Source organism: Rariglobus hedericola (assembly GCF_007559335.1).
In the GTDB taxonomy this organism is placed as follows: domain Bacteria; phylum Verrucomicrobiota; class Verrucomicrobiia; order Opitutales; family Opitutaceae; genus Rariglobus; species Rariglobus hedericola.
On record NZ_VMBG01000001.1, the window covers coordinates 428,577 to 449,239 of the forward strand.

A 20,663-nucleotide genomic window follows, 5' to 3' on the forward strand; every position below is an offset into this window, starting at 1 on the left:
TTAGCTGACGTATTTTTGAACGATGGGAATGCGACGGCCGACACCGAAGGCGAGGGGAGTGATCTTCAAGCCCGGTGCCATCTGCTTACGCTTGTATTCGTTGAGATCAACCTTGCGCACGATGTCGTTGACGACGGCTTCGCTGAAACCTTGCGCAACGAGATCGCGGCGCGAAAGGCCTTCCTCGACATAACCCTTCAAGATCGCGTCGAGCACATCGTAAGGCGGTAGGCTGTCCTGATCGACCTGGCCGGGGCGCAACTCGGCGGACGGCGGTTTTTCAATGGTGTTTACCGGGATGATTTCGCGGTCGCGATTGATCCAACGGCAGAGGTCGTAAACCTGCGTTTTGAAGACGTCGCTGATGACGGCGAGACCGCCGCACATGTCGCCATAAAGCGTGCAGTAGCCGACGGCGACTTCGCTTTTGTTACCGGTGGTGAGGAGCAGCGCGCCGAATTTATTGGAGAGCGCCATCATCACGACGCCGCGCACGCGGGCCTGGATGTTTTCCTCGGTTACATCGCGCGGGCGTCCGGCAAAAACGTCGATGAGTGAAGCCTCGGCGGCGGCCACGGTGTCGGCGATGGCGATGGTTTCGAAGCGCAGGTTGAGATTGCGGGCGAGATCGCGCGCGTCGTCGCGGGAATGCTGCGACGAAATGGCCGACGGCAGGGAAACTCCAATAACGTTCTCCGCACCGAATGCCTCGGCGGCGAGCACGGCAACGAGGGCGGAATCAATGCCACCCGAGAGGGCGATGAGTGCTTTTTTGAAGCCGCTTTTATGACCGTAATCCCGCAGCCCGAGCACGAGCGCCTGATAAATGTCGCCCAGTTCGGCGGGATCGGGCGTCGCGGGGGCGAGGGGAGCGGCCGAAGCGATGTCGACTACGCGGGAATCGGCGGCGAACGCGGGGAGCAGCGCGGTGACCTGTCCTTGGGAATTGGATACGAGGCTGCGTCCGTCGAACACGAGCTCGTCGTTACCGCCGATGGCGTTGACGTAAACGACCGGGCAACCGAGCTGGCGCGCGGCGTCGGTGACGAGTTGCGTGCGCAGGTGGCCCTTGCCGTGGTGCCACGGGCTGGCCGAGAGATTGACCATCAGGTCGAGCTGTTGGCCGGCGAGCCAGGCGAGTGGCTCAAAGTGATAGAGATTGCGCGGGGCAAACTGCGGGTGCGTCCAGATATCCTCGCAGATGGTGATGCCGACTTTTTTCCCGTTGATCGTGATGACCGACGGCGGCGTTGCGGCGGGCTCGAAATAGCGGTCCTCGTCAAACACGTCGTAAGTGGGCAGGAGGCATTTGCGCGCGTAGCTGACGACGCGGCCGTCCTGGCATAGTGCGGCGGAGTTGAAAAAGCGGCGACCGTCCTTGGCGGGGTTGCTTTCAACCGTGCCGATGAGGGCGGGCACGTGGCCGATCCCGGAGGCGATTTCCGCGAGAGAGGCTTCGATGTCGGACACGAAGCGGCGTTTGAACAACAAGTCGCGCGGAGGGTAGCCGCAGATCACGAGTTCGGGGTAAACGACCAGTTCGGCGCCTTGGGCGACGAGGGATTTATAGGCGTCGAGGATGAGCCGGCGATTGCCGGTCAGGTCTCCGACGATGGTATTAAGCTGGGCGAGGCCGATGCGCATGGGCAGATGAAGAGGGCGCACCATTGAGGCGTGTTGCTCCGCTGACAACCCACAAGGCAACCCCCGTCGCAAGTGCGCCAACTCGTTTCAAGAAACCTGTCCGAGAAATCGCGGTTAACCGCCAGTTTGTAACTTAATAAGTTACAAACTGGATCGTTTGGGTGAGGGCGTTGGCTGACGGGCCAAGCTGGGAGGCTGTAATTTGGTGCTTCCGTGCGGGCGGTGGGGCGGGCTTGGTGTGTGCATGTCTCAACCTCCGCTGATCTTGGCTTCGGCTTCGCCCCGGCGTCGCGAATTGCTCGCGGGGCTGGGCGTGACGTTTGACGTGATCACTGCGCAAGTGACGGAACACGAAGACTCTACGACCGATCCGCGCGTGATGGTGGCCCATAATGCCGCGCTCAAAGCCGACTGGGTTGCCGCGCGTCATCCGCAGTCGTGGGTGCTGGGCGCCGATACCACGGTGTTTATCGACGGCCACGCGCTGAATAAACCCGCCGACGCCGCCGAGGCGCGGGCGATGTTGCGACGGTTGAGCGGACGCAGCCATACGGTGTTCACTGGCATCGCGTTGAGAAATGAATCCGCGGGCGTGCGGATCGACGAAGGTGTGGCCAGCGAGGTCACGATGCAGGTGCTCGACGAGGCGATTATCGAATCCTACCTCGCGAAGGTGCATACGCTCGACAAGGCCGGCGGCTACGGGATTCAGGACCACGGGGAGCTGATTGTGGCGAATTACACGGGCTCTCTCACGAACATCATCGGATTGCCGGTGGATGAAACGAAACAAATTTTGACTCGTTGCGGTCTGCTCAAATCCTGAGCTGTCACCGCTTTTCATGATCAAGCCACCGCCTTCATCCGCCCAACCGCCTGCGCCTGCCCGGCGTTCCGCGCGTTCGGTGTGGTCGCGCAATTCCGACGTGCGCGCCGTGCAGATCGGCGTGGTGGCGACGATTTTGGTGCATGTGCTCTTGCTCGTGCTCGCGCCGAAGATCGAACAGTGGATGGAGCTCCGTTCATCGTCGGACTCCGCCGAGGACTGGGCGTCGCGCGATTTTCAGATCGAGATGGCGCCTGCGGAAGTCGTTCCCGAGACCGTGCAGCCGCCGAAGTTCGTCGAGGCCAACCCCAACGCGCCTGATAACGCGCCCGACAAAACCGACAACGTCGCCGCGCAAAACCAGCAGGTCGCCCAAGAAACGCCCACGCCCGCCGGCAAAAGCGACGCGCCGGCCAGCAAGGGTGATCCGACCACGTCGTCTACGGCCATCGTGAGCGGCATGCAGGTCGAGCCGCAGCCACCCGCACGCCGGCCTCCGCCGTCCAACGAGCCGGAAACACCTGCGCAAGAGATCGCCCGGCGCGAGCAGTTGCCGTTGTCAGGCACCGAAAAATTCGAGGGCGACAGCGCCGACGGGATTGGCAGCAATGTCGGCAAGCCCGCGCCCAACGCTACCGGCGTGCCCGAGCGCGTCGAGGGCGTCGCCGATGCGAAATCCGACACCGGCTCGCGCGTGGGTCTTTATTACAAGGTCGATGCGAAGCGCCCGCAGTCTCGCCCCACGCTCGCGCCCGATATCGTGAAGGCCCGTCCGTCGCCGCTGGCGAATCGTGAGTTCGGCACCGAGAATATCGGCGCCGTTGCCTACAACGCCAAGTGGAGCGCCTACGGTGAATACATGCAGAAGTTCATCGAGTCGGTGCAAATCCAGTGGCAGCGCATCATCGGCCAGAGTAACATTTACCCGACCGCGGGGACCAAAGTGGTCGTGAAGTTTATCATGGATTCCAAAGGGGACATCCCGAAGATTGTCAGCGTCGAGAGTTCCGGAGGCCGTGCCGCCAAGGACGCCTGCGTGAGTGCGATTGTCGCCCGGGCGCCCTACGGTGCGTGGCCCGAGGACATGATCGGCGTGCTCGGCACCTCGCAGGAGATCACTTTTACTTTTCAATATAACTAATACCGTCACATGAGCGCCTTTCCTTCAAAATTCTGGGAGCAACTCCCGCTCGGCAACGGAGTCACCTTGCTCACGCACGACGCCAATGGTCTCGCCGCATTCAGCAAGCCCGAGGGCGTGCTCTCGCATCCCAACATGGAGAGCGAGGTCCCGCGCGCGCTCCTGACCGTGCCTTATTCCATCAAGGACGAATCCTTCAACTGGACGCCCGCCGATGTCCCCGGTGCCGCGCCGCGCCGTCTGTATTTGTTGAACCGCCTCGATTCCGCCACGTCCGGCGTGATCCTCGCCACCGCCAACGAGGCGCTCGCGACCTACATGCGCGAACTTTTCCTGAAGAAGGATATTCGCAAGCTCTACCAAGCCGTCGTGTTTGGAAAACCGTCCGAGGCTTCGCAGCTCTGGCGCGACCGCCTTTCCGTGCAGAAGCGTCGCGCCAAAATCCGCGTCGGCGTGGGCAATGCCGCCACCGGCGCCGCCAAGGCCTCCGAGTCGCGCATGACCGTGATCCGCCAGCGTCGCGACGTCGTGCCGCCGCTCGCCTTGCTGCAACTGGAGCCGCTCACCGGCCGCAGCCACCAGCTGCGCGTGCAGTGCGCGGGTCGCAACCTGCCCATCGTCGGTGACCTGACCTACGGCGATTTCCCCGCCAACAAACAGTTCGCCAAGACCACCGGTCACAAGCGGCTCTTTCTGCACTCCTACCAGACGACGTTCGACTACGAGTGGCAGGGTAAAAAGTTCAATTTCACCGCCACCGCGCCTTTGCCTGAAGAGTTTGCCCAGTTGCTTTGACAGCAGGCACATAATCGGCGGAATTCAGGCCCGCGACATGATCTTACCCAAGAGCAACCGCCTGACTCCCGCGCAACTGGCTGAGGTCACCGCCATCGTCGAGCCGTTCGGATGCGGACTGCAGCCCATCGTGGGTGCGGTTCGCACCATTTACGCCATCGTCGGCGACGAGCGCGACGAGTTGATGATCACGCGCATCGAGGGCCTCGATTACATCGAGCGCGTTGATCGCATCCAGTCGCCGCACAAGCTCATGGACCGCCGGTCCGATCTCGCGAGCCACCGCATCACGCTCGGAAGTGTCACGCTCGGCGAGGAACTTTTGGTGATCGCCGGCCAATGCACCATCGATCCGAAGAATCCCAACTTCCTCTACGAGACCGCTCACGCTGTGAAAGAGGCCGGAGCCAACGCGCTGCGCGGCGGTGTGTGGAAACCGCGCACCAATCCGTATTCGTTTCAAGGTGACGTGAAGTCGCTGGATATTCTCATGGAGGCGCATCGCCGCACCGGCCTGCCGGTCGATGCCGAGGTTATGGATGAGACGCAACTGCACCTCGCGCTCGATGCTGGCGTGCACATGCTCCAAGTCGGTGCGCGCAACGCCCTCAACTACTCGCTGCTCCGTGCCATCGGCCGCGCCGTTGCCGATCGCAAAACCATCGTCCTCCTCAAACGCGGCCTGCACATGGGGCCGATTAGCGAGTTCATTTCCGCCGCGGAATACATCGTGAGTTTCGGCAATCCCAACGTGCTCCTTTGTCCGCGCGGCACCGCTCCGGCGCTCGACGGTTACCGAAATCATCCCGACGAAAGCATCACGCCGCTGCTGAAGGAAAAAACCTGGGCGCCCGTAGTCGTCGATCCGTCGCACTCGGTGGGCAAGGCTTCCTACGTTCCCGCCTGCGCCCTCGCGGCGGTCGCTTACGGCGCCGACGGCCTTTGCATCGAGGCTCACGTCCAGCCGAGCAAGGGAATCGGCGACGATCCGAAACAAGCACTCACACCCGAAGTCCTGGGCGAAACCATCCGGCAGGCGCGTCAATTGTGGACGCTGCGTCAACCGGTCAAAACTTCCTAATTCTTTTTCTCATGACGATTCATCCTTTGGCCGTGCTTGGAGCGGCATTCTCTCTGCTGACTGTTCCGGTGTGGGCGATCAGCACGGTGCAGTTAAAAAGCGGTGCGACCATCGAGGCCGAAGTGCTCGCCGAAAAACCCGACCGCATCGTGGTGGATCTCGGTTTCACCGTCGTGACGGTTCCCCGCGACGAGATCGAATCGCTCACCGCCAAGGTCGAAAAGGGTGGGATCGCCGTGGTGCCCGACAACGTCGATCTCTACCGCGTCGCCACCAATCCCTCGGTGTTCTCCGTGAAAGAAAACGTGGACCGGGTTGGCGAAGCAGTGGTGCTCATTCGCACACCCGTCGGACTCGGCTCCGGTTTTTTTATTCATTCGTCCGGCTACATCGTGACCAACGAGCACGTCATCGCCGGTGAATACAATATCACCGTCACACAGTTCCGCCGCGGCGCGACCGAGCTGGAAAAAGTGCAGTATAACAAAGTCCGCATCGTCGCCCTCGATTCTCGCCTCGACCTCGCGCTGTTGAAGATCGAGGACGCCGGCCCGGTGCTTTTCCCGACCGTGGCGTTGGGTGACGGCGCCTCGCTCAATGACGGACAGACCGTCTTCGCCATTGGCAGCCCGCTCGGTCTCGATCGCACGGTTTCCCAAGGCATCGTGAGCGCACGCACGCGACCGCTCGACGGCCAGCTTTACATCCAGACCACCACGCAGATCAATCCGGGCAACTCCGGCGGGCCGTTGTTCAATCTGCGCGGCGAGGTCGTGGGCGTGAATAACATGAAGGCCATGGAAGTCGGTGTCGAAGGCCTGAACTTCGCGATTCCCACCGGCGTCTTAAAAAACTTTCTCAGCCATCGTGACGCTTTTGCCTTTGATCCGCGTAATCCGAACGCCGGCTACCGTTATCTCGAGCCCCCGCAACCGGTGAAAGCGTCCACGTCCGATAAACCGACCAAACCCTGAGCCCTCTTTTAAATCCATTTTATGATCCGACCCATCATTGCATCCGCGTTTTTCACCTCTGCCTCCTTGCTCATCGCGGTGCCCGCCGTGCCGCTGGTTAACCTGGTTGATGACCAGACGCTCGCCGTGGTTTCCGTAAGCGATGCGCCCGCGTTGTTGCGCGGCTGGGATGCCGGCCCGCTCGCAAAAACCTGGAATGATCCGCAAGTCGTTAAGTTCCTCACGCCCTTCCGCGAGGAGATCAAAATCGACGAGTGGGATGCCGAGACGAAAACCGCGACCGGCCTCACGGTGCGCGAATTGCTGGCGCTCGCCAAGGGTGAGGTCCTGATCGCGGTGCCTTCGTTCAAGATTTCCACGATGGAAAAGAAATCGCCGCCGCCGTTCTTGGCCGTGCTCGAGGTTGGTGACGACAGCGAGAAGATCGAGAAAATCCTCGCCGAGTCTCTCGCTAAAAAATCGCTGCAGGAGGAGACCGAATTGTTCTCCGGCGTAAAGGTCCACATCCGCCCGCTGGCGAAAAAAGCGACCGATGAAAAAACGGACGATGCCACGGAAGACGAAGCCGACGAGATCAAGACTCCCGGTTCGTTCGCGTGGGCGATGTCGGACGGTCTCTGGTTCATCAGCTTGGACAAAGAGCGCGTGTTCGCCGCCATCGATGCGTTAAAGCAAGGCGGAGTGAACGCGGCATTGGGCAAGACCGAGCGTTATCTGCGCACCCGCCAGCGCGTGGGCCAAGCGCAGGCTCTGGTCTATGTTAATTTCCCCGCGGTGTATCCGTTGGTTCGTGACGCGGTGGCCGAGTCCAAGGCGAAATCGGCCGCAAAGCCGAACATGATGGGCATCGATTCCGAGGCGGTCCTGAATGCGCTGGGATTGGACGTGTTGGGTGAAAGTTATTTCTCGCTGGAGACCGGTGCTAACGAGACGAACATGGATTTCGGCCTTACCTACACTGAGGAGCGCGGACTCGTGAAGTTGATCGCTTATCAGCCGGGCACGGCACTGCGTCCGGATTGGATCGCGGCCAAGTGGCCCAGCGTTTCCACGGGCCGTTTCAGCGTGCCGAAGGCGTATGCCGCGCTGGCTGAGTTGCTGGAGTCGATCAGCCCGATGATGTCCGGCATGGCCCAGGGCCAGATCCGTGCGTTTAATAAAAAAATCGGCATCGATATCGAACGCGATTTGATCGGCAGCCTCGGTGAAGACATCGTGACGGCATATGTGATTCCCTCGGGCACGCCCGATGGTTCCGTTCCGGCTTGGACCGACATGGATCAATTGTTCGCGATGACGCTGGCCAACGAAGCCACGTTCATCAAAGCCGTCGAGGCGCTCAAGCGTCTGGCTGGTCCCGCCGCGGACCAGATGTTCACCAAGCGCGATTATCTCGGTAACACGCTTTATACGCTCAACCTGCCGCCGACCCCGGAAGGCATGAAGGCGCGCCGCGGATTTTCTTACGCGATCGCCAACGGCACATTTCTCCTTGGCGTGGGCTCTGCAGCGAGCGTGGAGAGCGCACTCCAAGGCATGTCGTCCAATCAAGGTCTGTTCTGGAAACGGGATGACGTGAAGGCCGTGGTCGCTAATTTCCCGGCTGATGCGGTGGGCATTCAGGTGCAGGATATGCGCTTCATCGTCGATTCGCTGATCGAGATGGCGGTTCAGTATCAAACCGCTGAAAATGAAGGCGTCGACGAAGCCGATCAAAAGAAGCACGTTGATATCTCCGCCCGTCCCGATGCCGAGTTGATCGGCCGTTACTGGGGATTGAGCGGCGGCTATGTTCTCAAGACGCCGGAAGGCCTCTTCACCAAGACCCGCATCGTTCATCCACAGCCATGAGTTCATCTCTTCTTAACGGCCGTCTCGGTGCCGTCTGTTTGCTCGCAGTTGCTTCTTTGCACGCGGCGGCGCCTGAAGTCGCGTTGAGCGGACCCGAGGTGCAGAAACTCGATTGGAATACCCGCGTGCTTCAAGCCGTGGATATGAACGGCGACAAGCTGCTCGATGTGCTCGTGGCGAACAATGACCGCTCGACCATCGATATTCTTTATCAACTCAAACCGGGTGAGGCCCGCGAGGTCGCGACGAAATCCGCCAATGCCAACCGCTGGGAACCCGTCGTGGAGGATGCGCGTTTCCGTCGTGAGCGGGTCACCACCGGTGTGACGATGTATGATCTGGTGGCGGGCGACCTCAATGGCGATGGCCGCGCCGATCTCGCCTACAGTGGTGATCCGCAGGCGTTGACCGTGCGGTATCAGGAAGAGGAAGGCACGTGGCGCGAAGTGAAACTCAGCGAAGCCCCGGGCCCGATCCAGTCTCCCGGCAGCCTGCGTCTCGCCGATCTGAACGGCGACGGTCGCACGGATTTGGTGATGCTCGGGCTGAAGGAACTCGTGGTGTTTTATCAGAGCGAGGCCGGCGAACTGGCCTCGCCGCAGCGTTTCCCGCTGGCCGATGAGAATTGCTATGGCCTCGAGCTCTTCGACGTGGATGGCGACGGGCGTCCGGATATCGTTTATCTGAGCAACAGTCCGCGTGATGCGTTTCGCGTCCGCCTGCAAAACGCGCAGGCGCAGTTCGGTCCCGAGCAGGCGTATTCGATTAAATCGGCGCGCAGCACGTTGCAGGTTCTCGCTCCGGCCGATGCGAAAGCGAAACAACCGGCGCGACTGGTGTTCGCCCAGCAGCGCACCGGGCAACTGGAGTTCTTCAATCTGGAGACGGCCAAAAAGGGTAAAGACGGCGCGGCCCCCGTGCTGCGTCCGCGCGTGTTTACTCCGCGCACGTCGGGCAAGACGCCGGCATCGTATGCGTTCGGTGATTTCAATGCGGACGGCCGCGAAGACATCGCGGTGAGTGATGCCGATGGCGCGCAGGTCTTCATTTATTTCCGTCAGGCGGACGGCGGGTTCACCACGGCGGAGCGCTTTCCGTCGTTTGCGGATGTGCGCAGTCTCGCCGCGGGTGATTGGACGGGGGACGGTCGCGCCGATTTGATCGTGGCGAGTTTGAAGGAGCAGTCGGTGGGCGTTGCGTCGGTCAATGCCGAGGGCCGTCTGGATTATCCGCAACCTCTGCCGGGAACGGGGCGTCCGCTGGCGGTTGCCGCCGGCGATGTCATGGGCAAGGGCAAGTTGTCCATCGTCGTGCTTCGCGAAGAAAAAGGAAAACGCTGGTTCGATGTGCTCGCGCGCAACAGCGAAGGTGCGCCGGTTATTCTGCGCACGGTGGAGTTGACCGGATTAAAGACCGATCCGCGCGGCTTGCGATTGATCGATGCGAACCAGGACGGACGTCTCGATGTGGCGGTGTTTACGCCGCTCGATTCGATGCGCCTGTTTCTGCAAAACGCCGATGGTAGCTTCACGGATGCAAGTGCGGGCGCGGGTTTCCGCAAAGGACTCGTGGACAATCTCGACGCGAGCGCGGTCTCGAGCGGCGATCCGGCCGGTGACGGCAAGCAGGCGTTGTTAGTGAGCACCGGTGGATTCACGCGCGCACTCAGCCTGGATGCGAAGGGTGCGTTGACAGTCATCGATCAGTTTAACGCGCGCGACACGACGGCGGAGATCACGGCATCGTTTGTGATTCCCACGCCAAAAGGCGGACGCTCCGAGGTGTTGCTCTACGACCGCAAGGGGGAGCAGTTCCAGCGCCTGCGCGCGAACAAGCAGGGCGTTTATGAAGTCGTTGATGCCGTGCCGGTCGGTCGCATTGACGTGGTGGGGGCCGAAGTGCGCGCCACGGGGAAGGGCGGGCGCCAGTCGGAGTTGTTCCTGTTGGGCAAAGACCGCTTCTGGTGGATGCCGCTGGATCGCGGTGATTTCACGGCGCGCTCGGTCGAGACCTACACGACTGATTTGCCGGAGATTAATTACAGCGACGTGATCGCGGGCGACCTGACCGATGACGGCAAAGTCGAATTAGTTACGCTGGATCCCGACAACAGCGTGGTCGAAGTGCTGGCGCGCGATGAGTCGTCCAAAGCGTGGGTGAGCCGCGTGCATTTCAAGGTCTTCGAGACGGACGACCATTATCAAGGTCGCCGCGGCGAGGCCTTGGAGCCGCGCGAAGCCATCGTGGCTGATGTTACGGGTGACGGTAAGAAAGACCTGCTGCTGCTGGTGCACGACCGCGTGCTGATTTATCCGCAGAAGTAACGGGCAGGCGAACGCTTTTGGCGGAAGGTAGTTACGAAAAAGCCCGCCGGTCTGATTAAAGACCGGCGGGCTAAAAATGGTGCAACCTTAGGGAGTCGAACCCCAAACCTTCTGATTCGTAGTCAGATGCTCTATCCAGTTGAGCTAAGGCTGCGCTGAGGAGGAGTGAAAAAGCCGTTTTTAAACGGCGAGTGCAAGCGCGAATTTGGAGATTTTATCGGGCTGGTTTTTACGGGCCTGAATCATCCTCGTTTCAACGCGGTCGCTAGCCTCGCGAAATCAGACAATAAAAAACCCGCCGGGCTAGGAGCGGCGGGTTTGAGCTCTGACTACACTGACCGGATCACATCGTTTCCGGCGCGGCGGCTTCCAGATCGGTTACGCGAACGTGCTGGCGCTTGGCCTTTACCATGTGCGAACGGCGCTCGAGCATGCGGTCGAGTTTATCGATCAGCATGGCGACGGCCTTGTGGCACTCATCCGACGAGACGGAGGCGTTCATGTCGGGGCCGAAAATCTGTATGTGGCCTTTGGCGGTGAAGCGCTGGGCGACGGCCTGCTTGGAGTCGCATTCAAGTTCCACGCGAACGCGGATAATTCGCTCCTGATGGCGGAACAGGCGTTCCGACTTGTCTTGAACGAAAGTTTTGAGGGACGGGGTTAGTTCGAGGTGAATACCTGAAACGATCACTTCCTGCGTATTATTTTGTCTATTCATGACTGCGGTATGTTTTTGGTTAGACCTAGCCTGAAATTGGTAGCCTGCTCGTGGCCATGTCCTCGCTAAGCGAAGAAGTCACAAAGTATGCGGCCGTCATCGTGACGGGCGGATCTTCCGGTATTGGAAAGTCCTTCATTGAGCTGATAGCGACGGTGCACCCCGGGGTGCTCATTTGCAATCTTTCAAGACGCGTTCCGGCCATAAATGTGAGTCAGCTTAACCTGCGCCATGTTCCCTGCGATTTGTCGAAGCATGATGAGGTCAGCGCTGGCGCCGACGCGGTATTAAGCCTTCTAACCGAGCATGCGCCGAAGGGGCCGGTTTTGTTGATCAACAACAGCGGCTTAGGTGCGTATGGGGTGTTTCCCGAGCCGAATCTGGGACACCAATTGGAGATGCTCGATGTGAACGTGCGGGCGGTGGTGGAGTTTACCGGACGTCTCTTGCCGTGCTTAAAAACGCGCAGTGGTGCGGTCATTACGGTGGCCTCGACGGCGGCCTTTCAACCCACGCCTTATCTGGCGGCTTACGGTGCGAGCAAGGCGTTCGTGTTGCACTGGAGTCTCGCCTTGAATGAGGAGTTGCGCGGCACCGGTGTGCGCACGCTGGCGGTCTGCCCCGGGCCGACTTCAACGGAATTTTTTCGCCGCGCGGGACTCAAGAAAGGATCGGTTGCGGATTCGCTCGGACAGACCACCGAACAGGTTGTGAGCGAAGCGTTGCAGGCGCTGGCGCGAGGCAAAGCTCAGGTTGTCACCGGCTGGAAAAACAAGGTGATGGCGGCGGTTGCATCGAAGTTTCCAAAACCGTTTGTCTCGCGTATCAGCGCAAAAATCCTGGCGCGGTGGCGCCTCAGCAAGGTGTCCTCGTGAGCGAGGAACCTGCGCTGAATGCGGCGCCGGCCAAGCCCGCGCCGGAGCCGGTCGATTACGACATCCGCGCGTGCGCCTGGCCGCCGCGTCGCGGAGAACCGCGCGAGGGCACGGTGCGCATGATCGGACCGGAAGAATTGAAAACGTGGATCGTGCATGAGGACGACCGCCTCTTGATCATCTCAAAGCCCGGTGACGTGGTGTGTCATCCGTCGAAGGCCGGTCCGTGGTCGAGCCTCGTCGGCGCGGCACGCGAATACACGCAATTGCCTACAGTGCATCTGGTGTTTCGTCTCGATCGTGAGACGAGTGGCATCATCGTCCTCGCGAAGGATCCGAAGATGGCGTCCCGCCTGCAGAAGGCTGTGCAGGAGCGTCGCGTCACCAAACGTTACCAGGTGATCGTGTGGGGCGAATTGCGTGATCCTGTGACGGTCGATCAACCGCTCGGCATAGATCTGCACAGTCCGGTGTTTGTGAAAAGCGCGGTGGTGCGCTTGGGCGACATGGAGGCCAAGGCGGCGATCACGCATTTTTCCAGCGAGGCGGTCGCGAATGGGTTTTCCCTGGTGCGCGCCGATCTGGAAACAGGTCGCAAGCACCAGATCCGCGCGCATCTCCAGTGGCTCGGTCACTCCGTGGTGGGCGATAAAATCTACGGACCCGATTCAAGGCACTACCTTGAGTTCATCGACCACGGCTGGACGCCCGCACTTGAGGCAAAACTCCTGATGGACCGCCAGGCCTTGCACTGCGCCGAGATCGGACTGGAGCCCGCGGGACTTCCATTCACGTTCCGGGCACCGTTGCCAGCGGACATGACGGCCTTCGCGAAGGCCAAGGGACTGCTGTGAAGCAGGGGAGCGGTTCCGGCGGTTGATTCGCTACGAACAGCCAGGCGAACCTAGTATGCTTAATCTACGGATGCTTGAGAACTCGGTCCGGCTATTTTGAGATCAATCCAAAAGCGGGTGCCCTTGCTGGATTCGGGGTCGACCCCGATGCTTCCACCCATGCGTTCCGCGGCCTTGCGGGCGATGGTGAGACCGATGCCCGTGCCATCATATTTATCGGCGGGGTGGATGCGTTCGAACATGCGGAAAATGCGCACACGATCCTTTTCAGCGATGCCGATCCCGTTGTCCTCAATCCAGAGTCTTACGAAATCCGGACCCGAGTGATCAGGCACGATTGAGGGGGAGGGGGATTGCGCCCAAATTTTCACGAGAGGCATCAAACCCGGACGGACAAATTTCACCGCGTTGCCCAACAGGTTGGAAAGGCACTGCGTGAGGAACGCCTCATGGCCGAGAATCTTGGGCAGAGTTCCCGTCACGCGAATATCCGCGTTGGTTGGATGCAGATTCGGGTAAGTCGCAAGGATGTCGGCCAGCAGTAGATTTAAATCGATGGGAGCCAAGATCACGTCGGCACGCAGCACGCGGGTGTAGTCGAGAACATCGCGAATGAGCCCATCAAGACGATTGGCCGAACCGGCGATACGCTGGAGGAAATCAACTCCCGTGGCGTCCAAACCGGCGGCGTGATCCTCGAGAAGAAGGCGCGAAAAACTCTGCATTCCGCGCAACGGCGCACGCATGTCATGCGCGATGCTGTAGGAAAACGCCTCCAGCTCTTGAACGGTTTCCTGCAGCTGCGCGGTGCGCTCCTCGACGATTTTTTCCAGGTTGGCTGCGTAGTGAGATAGTTTCAGTTGTGCGGCCTGCAGGTGTTCGCGCTGCTTCGCCAGTTCGAAGAAAACGCCGGCTTTACTTTGCAGAATGTGGGGCTCGATGGGTTTGAACAGAAAGTCCACCGCGCCGAGTTCGTAGCCGCGAAAGCGTCGCTGCATGTCCACGGCACCGGCAGTAAGAAAAATGATGGGCACGCGGCGGGTGCGCTCGGTGCCACGCATCAACTCCGCCAACTCGAATCCGTCCATACCGGGCATTTGCACATCGAGAATCGCCAGTGCGACTTCGTGGACCAAGAGCAATTCAAGGGCCTCCGACCCGGAGCGGGCCTGGAGGATTTCCAGACCATCGCGTTGCAGCAGCGCACGCAACGCGAGCAGGTTGGGATCGAGGTCATCGACGATCAGAAACTTGATGACGTGGGTCTCGGGCATGGCGTCGTTCACGTAAGATGGGGACGAATGCCGGCTTGGGCGCTGAGTTCACGCGCGATTTGCTGAACGTTGAGTGACCGCGCGGCGGGACAGGCCTCAAGTGCGCTCTGAGGCATCAGTGACACCTCGGCCGTGTCCGGCCGTTGCACGAAACACAGTCCGCCGACCCGGTGCACCGCACGAAGCCCGGCGGCACCGTCGCTGCTTGCACCGGTCAGCACCACGGCTCTCAATCCATTGCCATAGGCATCGGCGGCGGTTTCGAATAAGATGTCGATGGCGGGGCGGGAATAGAACACGGGCTCGTCGCTGGACAGGGAAAGGGTGAAGTCTGATTCCACGAGCAGGTGATAATTAGGCGGTGCAAAATAGATCGTGCCGCCGGCCAACGGTTCCTTGTCTTCTGCTTCCTTCACGGGGAGCTGGCAACGCGGGCCGAATATTTCGGCGAGCAGGCTGCGTTCGTTTGGAGGGAGATGAATCACCACCAATACCGGCAGCGCAAAATCGCGCGGCAAGGCGGGCAGGATGTTGATCAGCGCGTCGATTGATCCGGCGGAGCCGCCGATGACGATGCACTCCGCCGGTGCGGATGCGGATGATGAGCCGGAGAGGTTCGAGGTTTTCATCATCAGCCTTTCTTTTGATATATCCGCTGATCCAATACAAACGGAGTGAATGAGTCGGTGTGCGCGGAAAAATGCATGCTTTCCTTAAGGCCCAGACCCATAAATCCGCGGCGCACCAATGCGTCTTCAAACAGGCCGATCGCGCGGTCCTGCAACTCGCGGTTGAAGTAAATCAAGACGTTGCGGCAGGTAACGAGATGCACTTCGGCAAACACCGAATCGGAGACGAGGCTATGGTCGGAAAAAACCGTTCGCTCGCGGAGAGTTTTGTCGAATTTCACGCCGCCGTAAGCCGCCGTGTAGTAATCGGAGAGGGAGGATTTACCTCCTGATTTACGATGGTTGTCAGTGAAGAGGGCAACCCGATCCAAGTCGTAGATTCCGAGTTCGGCTTTTTTTAATGCGTCCGCATTGATGTCGGTGGCATAAAAAATCGTGCGGCTTTCGAGGCCTTCCTCGCGGAAAAGAATAGCGAGCGAATAGAGCTCTTCGCCAGCGCTGCAACCGGCGACCCAGACCTTGAGCGACGGATACGTTTTCAGGTGGGGAATTACGTTTTCACGCAACGCCCGGTAGTAGGAAGGATCACGAAACATCTCGCTGACTTGAACCGTAAGGTAGGCCACCAAGTGCGGGACCAATCCGGGATCATGGAGAAGCTTTTCCTGCAGCGCGGAAATGCTCGGACACTTGAATTGCACGAGTGCCTGGGCGACGCGGCGTTTAACCGAGGCCATCGAATACCCACGAAAATCGTAATGGTATTGCTGGTAGAGTGCTTCAAGCAGCAACTGCAGCTCGATCTCCTCGGTTTTGGCGGCCACACTTCTCATCGGGGCATCCAGACACGCACTAGCGACAGCAGTTTTTCCACGTCCAGCGGCTTGGCCAGATAATCGTTCGCGCCGGCGTCCAGCGATTGCTCGCGGTCATTCCGCATGGCTTTGGCGGTGAGGGCGATGATCGGGAGTTTTTTCCACTCCGGACGTTTGCGGATTTCCCGCATGGCGGTCATGCCATCCATCTCGGGCATCATCAGATCCATCAGCACCAGGTCCACGCCGGTCGCTCCGCCGGTCCCGCTCTTTTCGAGCGCATCCAACGCTTCGCGACCGTTGCGGGCGATCGTAAGTTTCACGCCGTAAGGTTCGAAGAGGCTGGTGAGCGCAAAAACGTTTCGGACGTCGTCCTCGACGAGCAGGATGCGTTTGTCTTCCAACGTGTCGTCACGACCACGCACTTTTTCGAGCATGACTTGTTTCTCCTCGGGTAGGTCGGAAACGACCTGGTGAAGAAACAACGTGACTTCATCCAGCAGGCGTTCCGGGGATTTGGCGCCTTTGATGATGATCGATTTTGAATACTTACGCAGGCGCTGTTCTTCGGCTCCGCTCAATTCGCGCGCTGTATATACGATGACCGGAGGGAAGGAGTAGTCTTCGTTGGCCGACAGGGTTTCCAGCAGTGAGAAGCCCGAGGCATCAGGCAGGGTGAGATCGAGCACCATGCAGTCGAAGGTCGTGGCCTTCAGTTGCTCCAGACATTCGGCGGCGGTTTTGGCGCCGACGGTTTGGACTCCGCCCGAGCCGAGCAGGAGCCGCATGCTGTCGAGCTGGACCTCGTTGTCCTCGACGATCAGCACTCGTTGCAGCTTTTGCGTGAGGCGCATTTCGAGCCGTTTGAAGGCGTTCTCTAGCTGCTCGCGTTTGACGGGTTTGAGCATGTAGCCGATCGCGCCCATGGAAAGAGCCTTGTCGGTATAGTCGCTGGCCGAAACCACGTGCACGGGAATGTGGCGCGTGCGGGCGTCCTGCTTGAGCCGTTCCAGCACGAAGAGACCCGAGTTGTCGGGAAGTCCGAGATCCAGCACGACGGCGCTCGGCTGGTATTGGCGCGTCAACGTGAGGGCTTCTTCGGCGGTGCTGGCGACGAGGCACTGGAACGACATTTCGTGTGCGAGATCGACCACGATATCTACGAAGGATTCGTCATCCTCCACGATGAGAATGAAGCGGCTGCTCCCCGTAAGGCGTTCGCGGTCGTCGGGGATTCGACGCACGGGGGCGTCTGCGAAGTGCGGTTGCGCGGCGGGCGTGTGGACGCTTGAAACCGTGGCTGGCGCTCCAGAGGTTTCTTCCGGGCTTGGGGCTGCGGTGGCACCGATATAAACTTCAGGTAACAGAACCGTGAATACACTGCCTTTGCCGGCTTCGCTGGTGAGCTGGATTTCTCCGCCGAGGAGACGCACCAATTCGCGCGAAATCGAGAGGCCCAGACCGGTGCCGCCGTATTTGCGGTTGGTGGTGCCGTCGCCCTGACGGAATGGTTCGAAAATGATGTGCTGCTGCTCGGGAGGAATGCCAATGCCGGTGTCGCGGACGGAGAACGCCAGCCGCCCGTCGATGGCGCGATCGATGGCGAAGGTTACCTCGCCGCGCTCGGTGAACTTAATCGCGTTGGAAAGCAGGTTTTTCAGCACCTGTTCGAGGCGCTGCGAATCGGTCACGAGACTGGCCGGCAGTTTGGGGGCGACCTCGATGCGGAAGGCCACGCCCTTTTGGGTGGCGGTCGTTTCGAACAGGGCTCGAAGACTTTCGGCGAGACGCTTGATGTCGACGGGTTCGGGAAGAACTTCGATATGGCCGGATTCGACCTTCGACAGATCGAGCACTTCGTTGATCAGTCCCAGCAGATCATTGCCGGCCGATTGGATGGTCTGCGCATACTTCACCTGCTCGGCGGTAAGGTTACCGGCTTTGTTGTCCGACAGAAGCTTGGCGAGGATCAACGACGAGTTAAGCGGCGTGCGGAGTTCGTGCGACATGTTGGCCAGGAACTCCGACTTGTAACGGCTGGCCTGTTCGACGGTGCGGGCTTGTTTTTCCAGCGTGGCCGCAGCGCGGTGCAGATCTTCCTTTTGCTTGGCCAGGACTTTTGCCTGAAGCTCAAGCTGGGCGTTGGTCTGCTCAAGCGTTGCCTGCTGTTCTTCCAAGGTGACCTGCGATTCTTTGAGTGCGCGGGTCTGTTCCTCCAGCTCTTCGTTCGAGACACGCAGCTCCTCGCTCTGGGCCTGGACTTCCTCGGACTGGGCCTGGGTTTCCTCAAGCAATTCCTGCACTTGGGCGCGATATTGCGCGGAACGCACCGCGACGCCGATCGATTCACCGAGTCGGGCGAGTAGCTCGACGCCATGTTCGGGGATGGCATGGAAAAAGCCGAACTCCATCACGGCGTTGACCTCGCCATCCACGGTCGCCGGGACGATGAGTAAATGCCGCGGCGGGCGCTGACCCAAGGATGAACCGATGGTCAGGTAACCGTCCGGAACGTCCTTCACCACGGCGGATTTTCCGTCTCGGGCGACTTGTCCCAGCAAGCCTTCGCCTAGTTTGATGCGCTGCGGGATATTGGCCGTCTCGGGCAGTGCGTAGGTGGCCAGACGCTGGAAGGAATCGCCGTTTTCAACATACATCGCGGCTGCCTGTGCGCCGAGGTAATCGCTGAGGAAGAGCAGGGCGCTTTCGGCGAGTTGGTTGAGCCTTTGTTCGCCGATCATCTGCTCGGCGAGCCGGAGTTGACCCGATTGAATCCATTCCTGCCGCTGTTTGGCTCGCTCGGCACGCAGCAGAACCCACGTAATCACGCTGGCCAGAATCAGACCAACCAAGCTGACGGACACGGTGCTCCAGACTGCAGTCTTAAAAGCGGCGTCGGCATCAACCAAGCGCTGATTGCGCAGGCTTCTTTCTACTCCAATCATGCGCCCCACATTCTGCCGCAAGGAGTCCATCGCGTTTTTACCGCGATCCGACCGCACGAGTGTGAGCGAGGCATTCGCTCCGCGACTGCGCTGGGTTTCGATGGTCTCGGCCAACTCCGCCAGTTTGACGGAGATGTTGCTCTTGATGATCGGGAGGATGCTTTGTTGGTCGGGATTGTCTGCGATCAACCGCTCCAACTCACCGATCCGTGTGTCGATATTGCCCAATGCGACGTTGTAGGGCACGAGGTATTGGGCGTCCGTCGTCAGTAGATAACCGCGCTGACCGGTTTCCGCATCGGTAACCAAGGCTAAGAGATCCCCCAGGGCCACTATCACCTCGTGGGTATGAGCGACCGTTTGGGATGTGTCCCGGAGGGTTTGAATCTTGAAGTAGCCCACGATGCTGCTCGTCAGAAAGAAGAACATGACGACGGCAAAACCGACCATCAACGGAAGCACGCTGCGCGAGTGCCGGTGATGGGGAGCGAGGCCGGATGTCCGGCCGGACGCTGACTGGGACTGGTTAGAGATTCCTGCGCTCATAGTGGATTGGGCGTTGGTCGATTAATGCGACGCGGGGGCGGAGTGAACGCCGAGTTTGGGGGAGCGATTTTGAGCCAGCCAGAAGTCTTTGATCGAGCGAACGAGGTTCAGCAGTTCTTCCGGACTGGGTGGTTTCACGAGATAAGCATTGGCGCCCAACGCGTGGGCTTGAGTGATGTCCGCCTCGCTTTGGGATGAGGTCAGCATGACCACCGGCACGTGGCGGGTGACCGGGTGCTGGCGGGCGGCGCTCAGCACCTCGAAACCGGTCGCGAGCGGAAGTTTCAGATCGAGCACCACGAGGTCGGGCAGCGGATAGCGCAGACGATCGGAAAACGGGCCGGAGCCGGTGAGATAATCGATCGCCTCCTGGCCGTCCGACGCGGATTGCACAGGGTCGGTGATGCCGGCTTTTTGAGCGGCCCGCGTAAACAGGAACCGGTCATTGGGATCGTCTTCCACCAGTAAAATGATCTTCGAGGTTTTCATTCGATGGGTAAAAAAGAATGCTCTTTGTTGGGACGGCCTACCGGCGCACGGGAATCTCAAGGGTCGCGAGGTAGTCTTTAACCTGCGGGATCGTGAGGGTGCCGAAGTGGAAAAGGCTGGCGGCGAGCACGGCGCTGGCGTGGCCGTCGTTGATCGCGTCTGCAAAATGCGAAAGCTCGCCGGCACCGCCGCTGGCAATCACGGGGACCGTGACGGCATCGCTTACGCCGCGGGTGAGCGGGCAGTCGTAGCCGGTTTTCATGCCATCGCAGTCCATGCTGGTGAGGAGAATCTCGCCGGCACCGAGTTCGACCGCGCGTTTGGCCCAGTCGATGGCGTTCAGGTCCGTGGCATTGCGGCCGCCATGCGTGAAGACGCGCCAGGATTTGCCGTCGGGTTCGCGGCGGGCGTCGATGGCGACGACGATGCACTGGGCGCCGAAGCGGTTCGATGCGGCGGCGATGAGTTGCGGGTCTTTGATCGCGGACGTGTTGAGGGAAACTTTGTCGGCTCCGGCTTTGAGCATGCGTTCGATGTCTTCGAGCGAACGGAGTCCGCCGCCGACGGTGAGCGGCATGAAGCATTGCTCGGCGGTGCGGGCGACAACGTCGTGCATGATGCCGCGACCATCGCTGGATGCGGTGATGTCGAGGAAGACGAGTTCGTCGGCACCTTGGGCGTCGTAGGCTTTGGCGGACTCGACGGGATCGCCGGCGTCGCGCAATTCCTGGAACTTGATGCCCTTGACCACGCGGCCGGCGTGAACGTCAAGGCAGGGAATGACTCGTCTCGATAACATCGTTCGTGATGACGAATGAGTAAGGTCGGGCTGACGAATGAAAAAGCCCAATAACGGATGAAAAATCATTCGTCATTGGGCTT

General features: G+C 60.1%; 17 protein-coding genes and 1 tRNA gene. 9 read left to right on the top strand and 9 right to left on the bottom strand.

Annotated features, from left to right (window positions below; translation table 11 throughout):
* Positions 1–1,644: an NAD+ synthase gene (locus FPL22_RS02035; protein ID WP_144228456.1), complete on the bottom strand. Its 1,644-nt coding sequence runs from the start codon at positions 1,642–1,644 to the stop codon at positions 1–3.
* Positions 1,645–1,888: 244 nt separating this feature from the next.
* Here FPL22_RS02035 and FPL22_RS02040 point away from each other — a divergent pair, with 244 nt between their 5' ends.
* The 7 genes from FPL22_RS02040 to FPL22_RS02070 are packed head-to-tail and all read left to right on the top strand — an operon-like array spanning position 1,889 to position 10,636.
* On the top strand, positions 1,889–2,470 hold the full coding sequence (locus FPL22_RS02040) for a Maf family protein (RefSeq protein ID WP_144228457.1): 582 nt from the start codon (positions 1,889–1,891) through the stop codon (positions 2,468–2,470).
* 16 nt (positions 2,471–2,486) lie between these two features.
* Positions 2,487–3,611: an energy transducer TonB gene (locus FPL22_RS02045; RefSeq protein ID WP_144228458.1), complete on the top strand. Its 1,125-nt coding sequence runs from the start codon at positions 2,487–2,489 to the stop codon at positions 3,609–3,611.
* A gap of 9 nt (positions 3,612–3,620) precedes the next feature.
* On the top strand, positions 3,621–4,406 hold the full coding sequence (locus tag FPL22_RS02050) for an RluA family pseudouridine synthase (RefSeq protein WP_144228459.1): 786 nt from the start codon (positions 3,621–3,623) through the stop codon (positions 4,404–4,406).
* A 37-nt stretch (positions 4,407–4,443) separates the two neighbouring features.
* Entirely contained in the window at positions 4,444–5,487 is a 1,044-nt protein-coding gene (locus FPL22_RS02055) for a 3-deoxy-D-arabino-heptulosonate 7-phosphate synthase (RefSeq protein WP_144228460.1), read from the top strand.
* Positions 5,488–5,498: 11 nt separating this feature from the next.
* Positions 5,499–6,461, top strand: coding sequence for a S1C family serine protease (locus FPL22_RS02060; protein WP_203235097.1), 963 nt, complete (start codon positions 5,499–5,501; stop codon positions 6,459–6,461).
* A gap of 21 nt (positions 6,462–6,482) precedes the next feature.
* The gene (locus FPL22_RS02065; RefSeq protein WP_144228461.1) at positions 6,483–8,312 is read left to right on the top strand and encodes a hypothetical protein; all 1,830 of its coding nucleotides are present in this window, start codon (positions 6,483–6,485) and stop codon (positions 8,310–8,312) included.
* Positions 8,309–10,636, top strand: coding sequence for an FG-GAP repeat domain-containing protein (locus tag FPL22_RS02070; protein WP_144228462.1), 2,328 nt, complete (start codon positions 8,309–8,311; stop codon positions 10,634–10,636). The genes FPL22_RS02065 and FPL22_RS02070 overlap by 4 nt, the downstream gene beginning before the upstream one ends.
* Positions 10,637–10,713: 77 nt before the next feature.
* On the opposite strand, the gene FPL22_RS02075 is transcribed toward FPL22_RS02070, so the two are convergent.
* Together FPL22_RS02075 and hpf are read right to left on the bottom strand one after the other, a co-directional pair.
* A tRNA-Arg gene (locus FPL22_RS02075) sits at positions 10,714–10,790 on the bottom strand.
* Between the two features lie 189 nt (positions 10,791–10,979).
* Positions 10,980–11,354, bottom strand: coding sequence for a ribosome hibernation-promoting factor, HPF/YfiA family (hpf, locus tag FPL22_RS02080; RefSeq protein WP_144228463.1), 375 nt, complete (start codon positions 11,352–11,354; stop codon positions 10,980–10,982).
* 56 nt (positions 11,355–11,410) lie between these two features.
* On the opposite strand from hpf, the gene FPL22_RS02085 reads away from it, so the two are divergent.
* Together FPL22_RS02085 and FPL22_RS02090 are read left to right on the top strand one after the other, a co-directional pair.
* The gene (locus FPL22_RS02085) at positions 11,411–12,229 is read left to right on the top strand and encodes an SDR family NAD(P)-dependent oxidoreductase (protein ID WP_144228464.1); all 819 of its coding nucleotides are present in this window, start codon (positions 11,411–11,413) and stop codon (positions 12,227–12,229) included.
* On the top strand, positions 12,226–13,083 hold the full coding sequence (locus FPL22_RS02090; RefSeq protein ID WP_238991283.1) for an RluA family pseudouridine synthase: 858 nt from the start codon (positions 12,226–12,228) through the stop codon (positions 13,081–13,083). The genes FPL22_RS02085 and FPL22_RS02090 overlap by 4 nt, the downstream gene beginning before the upstream one ends.
* Before the next feature lie 59 nt (positions 13,084–13,142).
* Here the strand turns inward: FPL22_RS02090 and FPL22_RS02095 are convergent, their stop codons facing one another.
* The 6 genes from FPL22_RS02095 to hisF are packed head-to-tail and all read right to left on the bottom strand — an operon-like array spanning position 13,143 to position 20,580.
* The gene (locus FPL22_RS02095) at positions 13,143–14,357 is read right to left on the bottom strand and encodes a sensor histidine kinase (protein ID WP_144228465.1); all 1,215 of its coding nucleotides are present in this window, start codon (positions 14,355–14,357) and stop codon (positions 13,143–13,145) included.
* A gap of 8 nt (positions 14,358–14,365) precedes the next feature.
* Positions 14,366–14,986 carry a chemotaxis protein CheB gene (locus FPL22_RS02100; RefSeq protein ID WP_144230240.1) on the bottom strand — a complete coding sequence of 207 codons (621 nt, stop codon included), beginning with the start codon at positions 14,984–14,986 and terminating at the stop codon, positions 14,366–14,368.
* Positions 14,987–14,988: 2 nt separating this feature from the next.
* Positions 14,989–15,810, bottom strand: coding sequence for a CheR family methyltransferase (locus FPL22_RS02105; protein ID WP_144228466.1), 822 nt, complete (start codon positions 15,808–15,810; stop codon positions 14,989–14,991).
* A gap of 5 nt (positions 15,811–15,815) precedes the next feature.
* Positions 15,816–19,292: a response regulator gene (locus FPL22_RS02110; protein ID WP_144228467.1), complete on the bottom strand. Its 3,477-nt coding sequence runs from the start codon at positions 19,290–19,292 to the stop codon at positions 15,816–15,818.
* A 21-nt stretch (positions 19,293–19,313) separates the two neighbouring features.
* Positions 19,314–19,781 (bottom strand): response regulator, encoded by a 468-nt coding sequence (locus FPL22_RS02115; RefSeq protein ID WP_144228468.1) that lies wholly within the window; start codon positions 19,779–19,781, stop codon positions 19,314–19,316.
* A gap of 37 nt (positions 19,782–19,818) precedes the next feature.
* Positions 19,819–20,580: an imidazole glycerol phosphate synthase subunit HisF gene (hisF, locus tag FPL22_RS02120; RefSeq protein WP_144228469.1), complete on the bottom strand. Its 762-nt coding sequence runs from the start codon at positions 20,578–20,580 to the stop codon at positions 19,819–19,821.
* Positions 20,581–20,663: the final 83 nt, after the last annotated feature.